The sequence below is a fragment of the Peribacillus sp. Hz7 genome (assembly GCF_042136355.1).
Taxonomy (GTDB): Bacteria; Bacillota; Bacilli; order Bacillales; family DSM-1321; genus Peribacillus; species Peribacillus asahii_A.
In genome coordinates this window covers 172,069-184,909 of sequence record NZ_JBHHJV010000006.1, presented here as the reverse complement: position 1 = coordinate 184,909, position 12,841 = coordinate 172,069, and the positions used below count along the sequence as shown (strand labels likewise).

Below are 12,841 nucleotides of genomic sequence, written 5' to 3'. Positions count from 1 at the left end.
ACACCCTTACCCCAAAAAGGTTTTAAAAGCGGCGTGTATTTGGTTCAGACATTAGACCGACCAATATAGACAGGGTGCGGGTGCCTTCCCCATTGGTAGCCACTTTGTCCTAGTATAGAAAATAGTAAAGCTGTGGCACTGATAGCTATAGATATTTCCCTGATCTACTCGTCTTTCATTCATTCGCTGTTGTCCTGTCCTTTTGCGGCCGTCCTATGACGTTACTTGTGTGCCTTCTATGCGCCCTTGCGTATGTAACTTGTATGGCTGTTATATGAGGCCCCCCAAAAAATTCATAGCGTAAATTAAATAGATCATAGTAGTAACGTTGTAGCTGTCCATTAAACATATAAGTCATCACATAAACTTCAGCAAACCCTTTAAATGCTGCTATAAGGAACAACCAATACATTGCAGTACTCTTTATTACATGTATGAAATTGAATATACAATTATTAACTGCTGGAATCAAGAATTATTAAGGTTAAGCAAACCCCTTCCGTAATTGAGCACACTTACCATTTTGAATGGGCTGCATCTTCAAAAAAGAATGCATTTCTAACCGTTAAAAGTAAACCATTTTATTTTCATTGAACAACAATATCCTCATTATAAGAATTCGTTCGTATATCACAGTAGACTTAGGAGATAGTATGACTAGAACTTTTTGTAGGAAGTGATAGCTATGAGAGCAAATTGTTTCAGTGAGTATGATCCTTTGAAACAAGTTATTTTATGTGAACCACAATACATGAGAATTAAAGACGTGATTAATGAAACACAGAAACATTTTGAAGATGAAGGCATCCATATTAAAACCGCAATGACTCAGCATCATAATTTTGTATCAGCCCTTAAAAAATTAGGAATAGAAGTTATCCTACTCCCTTCCTATAATAAGTATCCTGAGCAAGTATTTACTCGTGATATAGGATTTACACTCGGAGAGAAAGTTTTTGTAGCCGAAATGGGTACAGACATCCGGACAGGCGAAGAAAATGTGCTGAAAGAATGGCTTCAAAACAAACATGTACCTTTTCATAACCTAACAGGAGATCGAATAGAGGGAGGCGATGTCCTATTAGATGGAAATACGATTTATGTTGGAGTTAGTGAACGAACAAACATCGAGTCTATTGAAAAGCTTCAGAAGCTCCTTCCTGAATTTGATGTCATCCCTATTCCGTTTACTGATACCTATCTCCATCTAGATTGTGTATTTAATATCATTTCCCCGAACGAAGCATTGATTTTTCCTGGAGAAATTAATAAAGAGCAATTGAACCTGCTGGCATCTAGATACGATTTAATTGAAGTAACCGAAGATGAGCAATTTACTCTTGGGACGAATGTGCTTTCAATCGGAAATAAGAAAATTATTTCTCTCCCTGTCAATACAAAGGTTAACAAAGAACTGAGAAAAAGGGGCTACGAACTGATTGAGGTTGATATTACGGAAATCATAAAATCTGGAGGAGCATTCAGATGCTGCACCCTTCCTATCGTTAGAGAAAAACTGGATTACCAACATTAAACTAGACAACTTTATGAAGGTGTTCAAGTTTGGCACGCAATCAAAAAGCGCCTCTACAATTACTTGTAGAGACGTTTTTTGATGTTGGTACTACTTATCATACTCTAGAAAAATAAATGTAACGGTTTTCTAAGTATATTTTTACAAATCGTTAACCTTCATCATCTATCAGCGCTGTGAAAACAACGTGACAACTCTATAGCCATTGCTCCCCTTCCACAAATCCATGGCAATTCCTTTAAAAAATTGGATGAATATGAAATAATAAAACAAGTTTTTTATCATTATTATTAGGCGAGAAGACTCCCACCTCAAGGAATATGAAGGGTGATGAATCGCCTTTTTGCACAGTAAAACACTCGTTTGCATGGTATAATATTCCTGTACAAATGATTCTTTGAAAACTGAAGATAGGAGATTCTAGCAGGGAAAACGTCTGCTAAGTAAAATCTTCAACGTTCTAATCGCCTCCACACGCACCGAAGTAGCGAAAACCAAGCAGAGTAGGGCGTGTGGCGAGTTCAACGTACAAAATAGCAACACCGCGCAGGAGGCTAATAAGCCGTCTGTACTGCTAACTGTCGGTGCGACAGGGTTAGCCTGCTAAATAACTAGTGGATACACTGGTGTTCGCAGGAATCCCCCACTTCAAGCTTTAGCTAAGTGGTGGGTAGTTCAATGCTTTAAAATTAGTCAATTTAACATCTTAAGGTTCTACAGTTGAGCACATTTAAAGGTGACTTAGTACCTAAAATAGCCTTCCATATAATATCTACTTTACATGGTTGCACAGTTTACCAATATGCTCCACTTCAACTACTACTGTATCTCCCGATTTCATAGGACAACTCCCTGAAGGTGAGCCAGTAGCAATGACATCACCTGGCTCAAGTGTCATCACTTGTGAAATCCAACTGATAAGGAAAGGGATTGAAAATGACATCTGATTAGTATTCCCATCTTGTACAACTTGTCCATTTAAAGTGGTAACAATTCTTAAATTAGTTGGATCTATTCCTGTGACAATATACGGCCCCAAAGGACCAAAAGTATCAAAACCTTTACCACGCGTAAACTGTGGATCGGTTTGAGTAAGGTCTCTTGCGGTTACATCATTAAAGATTGTACAACCAAAAACATAATCCAATGCCTCTGCTTCTTTTATATTTTTACCTCGTTTACCAATAACAAGTGCTACTTCCCCCTCCATTTCTACCTGGTTGGTTAATTCACTTGATGGAAGAATAATTTCACTCTGATCTGGAATCAAAGAAGACGTTGGTTTTAAAAACAGGAATGGCTCATTGCGATTAGCCTCTCCTCCAGTCTCTTCTGCATGTCCAGCGTATGTCCAGCCAAAATTAATGATTTTCGAAGGGGTCACTGGCTCCAAAATCTTTACATCACTATATTTAACTCTTACATTATCATATTTCAGTTGATTGTTTACAATTTCAGTAAAATCACTAGACAATTGTATAATTTCGTCATCCTCAACAATCCCATAAAATACTTTATCATGGTTTTGATAACGAACAATAGTTTGTACTTTTTGTAATGTCTTCATTTCTAAACGAACTCCTTCATTAACTCCTTTACTAACTAGCTTACCAATAAATCGTACCTACTTGCTAATTAATATTGTCTTTTTTCTTTTTATTAAACCCTACCTTATTTTCTCAAAAAATGCCCGCAATTTTAATTAGCTGTTTGTTGCAACTGTTCTTCATTCTTTTCCTGTTGGACGTACCAAATGAATTTTCCTGTATAACCATAAATTATCGCAAGAATAATAGAAACAAAGCTTAACCACATAAATGGAGTATAAGAAAAGGTGGAAATGCCTAGAATCCCCGCCATGAAAATCCCATTGTCAGACCACGGGATCATACCAGAGGTTAATGTCCCCCCGACTTCAGAGTTTCGTGCTAATACTCTTCGATCAATATTTAATCTGTCATAGCTTTCTCCCATAATCTTAGGAGTTAAAATTAATGAAACATACATAGCACAGCCAAAAACATTAGCAAAGAATGCTACAATTAAAGTGGATAGGGTTACATTCCCAGCTGATGTTAAGTAAGCCTGAAACTTGGAAACAATCACTTTGAGTACTCCTAAATGTTCCAACAGACCACCAAATCCTAATCCAAATATAATTACAGCGACCGATCCAAGCATTCCTTCCATTCCACCACGATTAAGAAGGTTATCCATAAATTCAATACCAGTATTAATGGAGAAACCGCTGTAGGCAGTACCTACAGCATCGGTAACATCCATACCCTGGAACACTGCTGCCCAGATAGCTCCAAGCAGAGCTCCTGAAGCAATTGTAGGAACAGAAGGTTTTTTCATAGCAAGCATGACAATAACAAATATAGCAGGAACCAACATCCAAATGTGAATATTAAATGTATTAAGTAGTGCTGACTTCAGAAACTCTACTTTTTCTAAATCAGCACCTTCTCCGCCATATATAAATCCTGCGCCAGTAAAAAGAATTGCAGTAATAAGGTAGGCAGGAATGTCTAAGTATAACATAGCACGCACGTGTGCAATAACTTCTACTTTTGAAAGGGATGCTGCAAGTACAGTACTATCAGAAAGCGGAGAGAGTTTATCTCCAAAGTATGCTCCAGAAAGAACGGCACCCGCTACAAGGGGAAGAGGCATATCTAGTCCTTCTCCAATTGCCATCATAGCGATTCCAGCCGTTCCGACCGTTCCCCATGATGTACCTGTCGCCAAAGATGTGATTGAGCAGATAACTAATGTAGCTAATAAGAAAATACTTGGATGAATAAATTCCAATCCGTAATAAATAAGCGTTGGCACTACTCCCCCTGCAATCCAGGTCCCAATAAGTGCGCCAACTGCAATAAGTATCAATATTGCCTCAAGCCCATTTGAAATGCCTGTTGTAATGGCTTTCTGTAATTCTTCATAGCGAAATCCTAATCTCAATCCAAGTAAAATTACGATAAACCACGAAATAAAAAGCGCCAACTGGATTGGTAAATCAAAAAATGCAGTAAACGAGAAAACAATTACTAAAAACAATCCTAATGTACAAATGATTTCTAAAATAGATGGTAATCGTATATCCCTCACCCGTATCCCTCCAATAATAAAATGATTTTACAATATTTTAATCAAAAGATTTTTTTCTCGTTATCTATTAACTATGAATATACTAGATTAGTAGAAATACTAGTGTTACTTCCGATCAAAAAGAGAGCCCCCTGCAATTCCTGGATTAGTCATTTCGTAAGGATTCAAAATCAAATCAAGTTCCTCCTCTGTCAGTACATCATACTGAAGACAAAGCTCTCTTACAGATTTACCTTTTAAAATGGCCTCTCTTGCTATTCGCGAGACTACTTCATATCCTAAATGAGGGTTGACGGCTGTAATAATTCCTACACTCTTTTCCACATATCTCCTCATTCTATCTTCATTTGCCTCGATACCCTTTAAACAATAATCTGTAAAGCTTCTGAAACCGTTATTCATAATACTAATGGATTGTAGTAAGTTAAAAACAAGCACAGGTTCCATTACATTTAATTCTAGCTGTCCAGCTTCAGATGCCAGGCAAATCGTATGATCATTTCCTATTACCTGAAAAGCAATTTGATTAATAAGCTCTCCCATGACTGGATTGACCTTTCCTGGCATAATGGAGGAACCAGGCTGACGCGCCGGTAAATGAATTTCTCCCAACCCCGCCCTTGGCCCGGATGCCATTAACCGAAGATCGTTTGCAATTTTGGACATATTAATCATACAGACCTTCAATGCAGCAGACACCTCTGTATAAGCATCCGTGTTTTGGGTTGCATCAACAAGATGCTCTGCACCAACAATAGGAAGTCCACTAATATCTGCTAAGTATTCTACAACATGTTTAATATATCGAGGTTCTGCATTTAATCCTGTTCCTACAGCTGTTGCTCCCATGTTGACCTCGTATAAATGCTGGCATGTTTGTTCAATACGCTTAATATCACGTTCCAATACACGGCCATACGCTTCAAATTCTTGGCCAAGACGAATTGGTACAGCATCTTGGAGGTGAGTGCGTCCCATTTTTATAACATGATCAAATTGCTTGGCTTTACTTTTGAAAACATGCACCATGTCATTCATCGTATCAAGGAGCTTCCTTAGTAAATTAAGAGTTGAAATATGAATAGCTGTAGGAAACACATCATTTGTAGATTGTGACATATTTACATGAGTGTTTGGACTTAAACGTTGATATTCTCCTTTTTGATAACCAAGTAGTTCAAGAGCACGATTTGCAATAACTTCATTTGTATTCATGTTCATAGATGTACCAGCGCCACCCTGAATTGGATCAACAATAAAATAATCGTGCCACTTCCCTTCCAATATTTCATCTGAGGCTTGAATGATAACTGCACCGATTCCTTCATATAAACGTTTTACATCCATATTGGCTAATGCGGCTGCTTTTTTGATCATAGCTAGAGCTCTAATCATTTCTTCATGGATCCTGTATCCTGTAATGGGAAAATTTTCCACTGCCCGCAGCGTTTGAATTCCGTAATATACATTTTTCGGAACTTCCCTTTCACCAAGAAAATCACGCTCAATACGGTATGTTCGATCATTAACCTCTATGTTTTTCATCAAGTCCTCTCACTTTCATTCTGTATTTTGATTTTTACCCATTTATGGTATTTATTAACTTTTATATAAATGAAGATTCTATCCGCTTTTACCTAAAAACATATTAGTATTTCGCTTTCATTCACTTACTATTTTTACCATTTATAAAACTAAGCTATTGTTTTCCTGAATTTGCAGATCATTAGCTATAGGTGTCTCCATCCTTTTTTTCACTTGATCCAAGTCATTTGTTTTGCCTAATACCCACATCAGTTTCGTGACAATCGCTTCTGTGTTCATATTCCCTGAGGAAATAATAAGTTTTTTAGACAGCTTTCTCCCTACTTCATATCGTTGTAAATCAGTTCCCTCCTCAAGACATTGAGTGGTAATCACAACTGCAATCCCAGCTTCTATTAGTTCATGGATCTTTTGAAGTAGATTTCTCTTTTTAAATGGAATACCACCATTTCCGTAACTTTCTATTACAACACCTCGATAAGACTGTTTGATATAATCAAAAACCTCTGGTGTAATCCCTGGAAAAAGCTTTAAAACAAACACATTACTGCACATAGAAGTATCCAGTTTGACTACATTGCTTTCATTTACTGGGATATTTTCTAAGTAGTAAACTTCCGATCCCTCTATATGAGCGATGTAGGGGGAATTAATACTCATAAAGGCATTGTAACTCTTTGATCTTACTTTAACGACTCTAGTTCCACTAATCACCTTTCCATCAAAAACAGCATAAACCCCGCAAACCTTCTCACAAGCAAACCTAATAGCATCCATCATATTCTTCTTCGCATCAGTTTCTTCAAAACTAATAGGAACCATAGATCCTGTTACGATAACCGGCTTTGCTAGATCTTGGAGCATATAGGAAAGTGCCGCTGAAGTATACCCTAAAGTATCCGTGCCGTGGGTGATAACAAAACCATCATACTCGTTATACTTGTTATAGATAGTTTGAGCAATTTCCACCCAGTATTCCGGTTGCATATTTGTACTATCAATATTCATTAAAATAACACTATGAAGCAATAATTCTTCCTTATATTCAGGCAAATAACCGACCAGGTCTTTATCTGTAATTCCAGGGGTAAGTCCATCTTCCCCTTGAACTGAAGCAATAGTACCGCCTGTTGTTAGTAAAAGTATTCTTTTCATAATTACTTCCTTCCTAATCTTTTCGTAAGTAATTTCTTTGCTTTCTAATCTGCGAAACTATAATGGATGTTTCTCATTTCTGAATTTATCGCGTACTTTTCTATTAAAAATTAGTTTATTAGTTCTCGATTCGCGAACAAACATGCATAATTACCCATTTATTAACTACTTTTAAAAAAATATAATGATTTTCAACCTTTTTAAAAATAGAAAAATACACTTTATAAACCAAGAGGAAAGATTCCTCTTGTCATTTAGAGCTAGAAAAATAGTTTCACTGCCCTATATTTTTTTATCAGATTTCGGCAGTTTCATGTCATAGGCGATAGGTGTCGTCATAATCTTCTTCACCTTTTCGCAATCATTTGACTGACCTAAAGCCCACATTAGTTTCGGAATAATTGCTTCTGTATTCATATCCCTTGTACGAACAATCATATTCTCTGACACTTTCCTACCAACTTCGTACAAGCCCAGGTCTTCACCTTCTTCAAGTACTTGCGTTGTAAAGACTACCGTTATCCCTGATTCGATAAGTTCATGTACTTTTTGAACTAAGCTTCTTTCTTGACAGGGGATTCCACCTGTTCCAAAGCTCTCAATAACGACTCCTTTATATAGTTTTTTTATATAATCAAATAGTTCAGGTTTAGTCCCAGGGTGAAGCTTTAATAAAAAGACATCCGGGCAAACCGATGCATTAAATTTAATTTTTTTATGTTTTGGTAAGGAAATCGGCCTCTGATATAACACTTCCGAATTATTGACACGAGCTATATATGGAAAATTAATGCTTTCAAAAGCATCATAGCTTATCGTCCTTAATTTAACCACTCTTGTTCCGATTATTGCCACCCCACCAAAAACAGTAAAGACACCGCCTATATCTTCACACGCAAACCGAATAGCATCACTAATATTTTTCTTAGCATCAGTTCTCTTGTAATTAATCGGAATTTGAGATCCTGTTATCACAACAGGTTTGACAAGATTTTGTAGCATATAAGAAAGGGCTGCGGACGTATAAGCCATTGTATCTGTCCCGTGAGTTATAACAAATCCATCATACATATCATAATGCTCATAAATAGTTTCTGCTATTTTCACCCAGGATTCCGGTTGCATATTCGTACTGTCAATATTCATTAAAGTTTTACTTTCAACCTTATATCGATCATTTTGTTCAGGCAAATAATTAGCTATTTGCTCAGCGGAAATTTCTGGGTATAGCCCTTCTTTCCCTGGCACAGCTGCAATAGTACCTCCAGTAGTTAGCATAAGTATTTTTTTCATAGGGACTCTCCTCACTACATTTCATTACTCTTTTTTTTATGAACTCACCTTTTTTAAAAAGAGCTAGACATTAAGTCCATTATTTTTTTGCATATGTAACTAGAACATTAAGCCCCCTACTTTACTATGGACTGTTTAGTTTTTTCATAATAGAATTTCCATATCGCTTGTTTTCCTATAGTGTTATACTCGTTTTCTCAAAAAAGTGCCTACTTAGTAACGAAACATATAAAAATACTTATTAAGTTTAGGACAAATGAAATGTAAATTTGAGATTAACTGAATTCGCTTTCATTTAGAAACTCTAAAAATACGCATTTTGAGAACTTGTATTCACATTATAGGAAATAATCAGTAAAATAGCAAGATGATTAATTCATAACGCGAACAAATTAATTTCCTGCACCTGCAACCATCAATAACCAATGTTATAATAAAGTATAAGTTCTAGGAGGTTATGAAAATGTTAAAGCGATTAACTGAACTAAGAAAAAGTAGAAAGTGGTCAATGCAATATATAGCCGATCAACTTGGAATTGCCAAAAGTACTTATGCAGGATATGAATCTGGTTATCGAGAACCTTCGCTGGAAACAATAAAAAATATCGCTGAACTATTTAAAACATCCGTTGACTATTTATTAGAACGAACAGATGATTCATACTTCAATCCGAAGGAAGAACCAGTTGAAGTCAATTATCCTGTTGATTTAACAGATAATAAACAATTAGTTAATATTAAACTAGCAATAGACAAAAAAATCATCACTTCTGAAGAGCTATATCATTTTATTGCATTTATACGTGCAAAACGGGAAATTGAGGAAAACGGACTTTAAATGATTCAATCTTCTTTCCTCCAGTTAGGAAGTTAATAGTATATAATTTGTTCCAAATATGCTTTATTAGTATTTCAATTCTGCTGTGACTGTCTTTCCTCTATTTGACGTCTCTTCTAGAGAGAAAACTACTAGTAAAAAACTTTTTAATTCCTTGATACTCCCCAACTATTATCTTTATAGCATCTTTACTTTTTCTAAATAAACAATCGATTCTTAGTAAATATTTAATCATTTAATCTCTTGTTACATACAATCACCAAAGTCAGCTAAATTCCATAACGTTATTTTAATAATGCCGTTATCTATTTTAAAATTATGAAAAATATTTATATCTACATAACGCAAGAAATGAAAAAAGGCTTCTCAAAAATTTGGTCTGCTTATTTATTTCATTGGTCATTGGAGCAGTGGAATGGTGGTTCAAGAATGAAATGCCTTTGCCAGCTCGTGTCATGGCAGAATAAACGGGGGCTTTGTTAGATAGGAATCTAGAATAAAAAACTGCACCTCGAATTGTCAGTGTCTAACAATCGGGGTGCAGTTCAACTAATTATATCGTAGTTTTTTATCGGCTTTATCATGCAAAATTGCGTTTAAAATGAAGAGCAAGCATAAGAACATATTGTTGTCATAAAAGATAATACTATCTTCTCATTTATTTTTTTGAATGGGTAAATTCTTTTCCAACAGGAAGTTGTAAGCTGGATACCATGTTGTTAATAGCGCTAAATAGAGCTTTTACTGAAGAAGTCATGATATCAGTGTCAATTCCGCATCCCCAATATACCGTACCATTCTTAGCTGTGATTCCTACATAGGATACAGCGTTTGATCCTGAGCCTATTTCTAACGCATGCTGCTTATAGACCAAATTGGTATAGTCGATATCCAGTTTGGTTTGAAGGGCATTGCTGATAGCATCCAGTCTTCCATTTCCCATACCCGAAAATTCATGTTCTTCGTTATTCAGCCGGATTGATACAATCGTTTCGTAATGGCCATTTTCAGTATATTTATAACGGATAAATTCAACAGGAGTGTTGATATTCACATATTCATTCATGAAAATGTCATAGATTTCATTCGGCATAAGTTCCTTGTGCATATGATCTGAAACATTTTTCACACTATATCCGAAGCTCTCGCGCATTTCGGAAGGTATATCAATTCCATACGTTTGCTGAAGAATATAACCGATTCCGCCCTTACCGGATTGACTGTTGATTCGGATAATGTCTCCTTCATATTCTCTTCCAATATCCATCGGATCAATTAATAGATAAGGTACAGTCCAATACTGACGTTCTTCTTCCTCGCGCCATTTCATGCCTTTAGCAATGGCATCTTGATGGGAACCTGAAAATGCAGTAAAGACAAGCTCACCGCCATATGGGTGTCTTTCGTGAACCTTCATTCTTGTTAATTTTTCATATTTAGATATAATCGCAGGGATATTTTCAAAATTCAGCTTTGGATCTACCCCGTGTGAAAACATATTTAATGCAAGTGTTACGATGTCCACATTTCCTGTTCTTTCTCCATTTCCAAACAATGTTCCCTCGACTCTTTGCGCTCCTGCAAGCATTCCTAGCTCGGCATCTGCCACCCCAGTTCCTCTGTCATTGTGTGGATGAAGCGATAGGATTACATTATCTCGGTAGTTTAGATTGTCACTCATATACTCAATTTGACTTGCGTAAACGTGAGGCATGGACATGGATACAGTAGCTGGTAGGTTAATAATTACCTTGTTATCAACTGTCGGCTGCCAAATATCAAGTACCTTATTACAAATCTCAAGTGCAAACTCTACTTCTGTACCTGTGAAGCTTTCAGGAGAATACTGAAATTGGAAATTCCCTTCGGTTTCAGCAGCATATTTCTTAAGCATTTTTGCTCCAGTTACAGCAATATCAATAATTTCTTCCTTAGGTTTTCTAAACACTTGCTCACGTTGTGCCACCGATGTGGAATTGTACAAGTGCACCACTGCTTTGTTCGCACCCTGTAACGCTTCAAATGTTTTTTTGATAATATGTTCTCTGGACTGTGTCAAAACTTGTATTGTCACATCATCCGGAATCAAATTTTCTTCAATTAATGTACGTAAAAATGTAAATTCGGTTTCCGAAGCAGCTGGAAAACCTACTTCGATTTCCTTGAAACCTACTTGTAAAAGCAACTGAAAATATTCTAACTTTTCCTCTAGACTCATTGGGACGACCAAAGCCTGATTTCCATCGCGAAGATCCACACTACACCAGGTAGGAGCTTCTGTAATATACTCCTTTTCTGTCCATTTCAAGCTTTGAACTGGAGGCATAAAGTAACCTCTAGAATATTTATTGATATTTTTCATCCTGACTCCCACCTTTTCATAATAATTGTTCGTTTATCTAAAATAAAAAAAGCCCCGTCTCTAAGAAATATAGAGACGAGGCATTGCTCGCGGTACCACTCTAATTGATTAATCATAATTATATTAATCCACTCATTTTCGGTGGCAATCACCACCTATCTTCATAACGGTAGAAAACCGACATCCCCTACTGATTATGTTCAGGGAGTAGCTCTTGGACGAGTTCAAAGGTTATAACTACTGATTCTCACCAACCATCAGCTCTCTGAAAAGTTTATAAATCCTTTTACTATTTCCAATCCTTGCTTATTATTATGTAATTAAATATGATAATATATCGATAAACTCAAGTTGTCAATATTGAATTTACTGAAAATAAAGATTAGTAAAAATTTATTTTACTTCTTTTTTAACAACGTGAGAACTATCCCAACGATAGCTCTTTCCTTTCTCTCACATTTTTATATACCTCTAAAATGGATGACCTCTTCTAACGGGACACGGGTAGATCTTGTCTGGTTATACGGATGGTCTTCATCTGCATATCCCAGCATAATGCCTACATGGACCAATCCGTTAAAGAAGCATCTAAACATAAAAAGACCGCAACAGGCGCGTTGAAGAAGGCGAAATTATTCTTCCAATTGGCTTCGCGGGCTTCTTGATCATCCCGTTCAATCCCCATTGCCTTAAACGATGCTGCGTATGCTTGATTCATGCGTTCCTGTATATAGTCCGGCCACTCTTTCGGAACTGGCATCTCCTGCTGGCCCGGTTCTCCATTTTCATAAGATTGAAGATAAGCTGACCTTAACTCTTCTAGCGTTTCTCCCGCAGCTACATAAATCTCCCAAGGCTGTGAATTCGCCCACGACGGTGCCCGAGTCGCATCGTCAAAGACTTTCACAAGCGTCTCCTTTGATCGTATCTTCCTCTATAAGTTTTTTGAGATTATCTTAAAAAGGTGCCTAACCCTCAAGAAGGTAATGCATTAAAGCAT

9 protein-coding genes and 1 other annotated feature are annotated in these 12,841 nt (G+C 36.6%); of the genes, 2 read left to right on the top strand and 7 right to left on the bottom strand.

The genetic code is table 11. The annotated features are described in order from the left end of the window. The first annotated feature begins 685 nt into the window (after nucleotides 1-685). On the top strand, nucleotides 686-1,534 hold the full coding sequence (locus tag ACE199_RS11150; protein ID WP_375349821.1) for a dimethylarginine dimethylaminohydrolase family protein: 849 nt from the start codon (nucleotides 686-688) through the stop codon (nucleotides 1,532-1,534). Between the two features lie 772 nt (nucleotides 1,535-2,306). On the opposite strand, the gene ACE199_RS11145 is transcribed toward ACE199_RS11150, so the two are convergent. From ACE199_RS11145 to ACE199_RS11125, 5 genes are all read right to left on the bottom strand, one after another. Continuing rightward, nucleotides 2,307-3,101 carry a fumarylacetoacetate hydrolase family protein gene (locus ACE199_RS11145; protein WP_375349820.1) on the bottom strand — a complete coding sequence of 265 codons (795 nt, stop codon included), beginning with the start codon at nucleotides 3,099-3,101 and terminating at the stop codon, nucleotides 2,307-2,309. A gap of 131 nt (nucleotides 3,102-3,232) precedes the next feature. Continuing rightward, nucleotides 3,233-4,648: a Na+/H+ antiporter NhaC gene (gene nhaC / locus ACE199_RS11140; RefSeq protein ID WP_375349819.1), complete on the bottom strand. Its 1,416-nt coding sequence runs from the start codon at nucleotides 4,646-4,648 to the stop codon at nucleotides 3,233-3,235. Nucleotides 4,649-4,753: 105 nt separating this feature from the next. Beyond that, nucleotides 4,754-6,193, bottom strand: a complete 1,440-nt coding sequence (gene aspA / locus ACE199_RS11135) for an aspartate ammonia-lyase (protein WP_375349817.1) — start codon at nucleotides 6,191-6,193, stop codon at nucleotides 4,754-4,756. Between the two features lie 141 nt (nucleotides 6,194-6,334). Continuing rightward, nucleotides 6,335-7,348, bottom strand: coding sequence for an asparaginase (locus tag ACE199_RS11130; RefSeq protein WP_375349815.1), 1,014 nt, complete (start codon nucleotides 7,346-7,348; stop codon nucleotides 6,335-6,337). Nucleotides 7,349-7,630: 282 nt separating this feature from the next. Further along, nucleotides 7,631-8,641 (bottom strand): asparaginase, encoded by a 1,011-nt coding sequence (locus ACE199_RS11125; protein WP_375349814.1) that lies wholly within the window; start codon nucleotides 8,639-8,641, stop codon nucleotides 7,631-7,633. A gap of 457 nt (nucleotides 8,642-9,098) precedes the next feature. On the opposite strand from ACE199_RS11125, the gene ACE199_RS11120 reads away from it, so the two are divergent. Then, complete coding sequence (locus ACE199_RS11120; protein ID WP_286676579.1) at nucleotides 9,099-9,479, top strand: helix-turn-helix domain-containing protein; 381 nt, start codon at nucleotides 9,099-9,101, stop codon at nucleotides 9,477-9,479. A gap of 658 nt (nucleotides 9,480-10,137) precedes the next feature. Here the strand turns inward: ACE199_RS11120 and ACE199_RS11115 are convergent. Both ACE199_RS11115 and ACE199_RS11110 read right to left on the bottom strand, forming a co-directional pair. After that, complete coding sequence (locus ACE199_RS11115; RefSeq protein ID WP_375349812.1) at nucleotides 10,138-11,841, bottom strand: 2-isopropylmalate synthase; 1,704 nt, start codon at nucleotides 11,839-11,841, stop codon at nucleotides 10,138-10,140. Between the two features lie 68 nt (nucleotides 11,842-11,909). Further along, nucleotides 11,910-12,153 (bottom strand) — a binding site (T-box leader). 247 nt (nucleotides 12,154-12,400) lie between these two features. Continuing rightward, nucleotides 12,401-12,769: a nitroreductase family protein gene (locus ACE199_RS11110; protein ID WP_375349868.1), complete on the bottom strand. Its 369-nt coding sequence runs from the start codon at nucleotides 12,767-12,769 to the stop codon at nucleotides 12,401-12,403. Nucleotides 12,770-12,841: the final 72 nt, after the last annotated feature.

Coding starts and splice junctions, on each gene's coding strand:
- ACE199_RS11150 (WP_375349821.1), top strand. CDS start 686: ATGAGAGCAAATTGTTTCAGTGAGTATGATCCTTTGAAACAAGTTATT.
- ACE199_RS11145 (WP_375349820.1), bottom strand. CDS start 3,101: ATGAAGACATTACAAAAAGTACAAACTATTGTTCGTTATCAAAACCAT.
- aspA (WP_375349817.1), bottom strand. CDS start 6,193: ATGAAAAACATAGAGGTTAATGATCGAACATACCGTATTGAGCGTGAT.
- ACE199_RS11130 (WP_375349815.1), bottom strand. CDS start 7,348: ATGAAAAGAATACTTTTACTAACAACAGGCGGTACTATTGCTTCAGTT.
- ACE199_RS11125 (WP_375349814.1), bottom strand. CDS start 8,641: ATGAAAAAAATACTTATGCTAACTACTGGAGGTACTATTGCAGCTGTG.
- ACE199_RS11120 (WP_286676579.1), top strand. CDS start 9,099: ATGAAAATGTTAAAGCGATTAACTGAACTAAGAAAAAGTAGAAAGTGG.
- ACE199_RS11115 (WP_375349812.1), bottom strand. CDS start 11,841: ATGAAAAATATCAATAAATATTCTAGAGGTTACTTTATGCCTCCAGTT.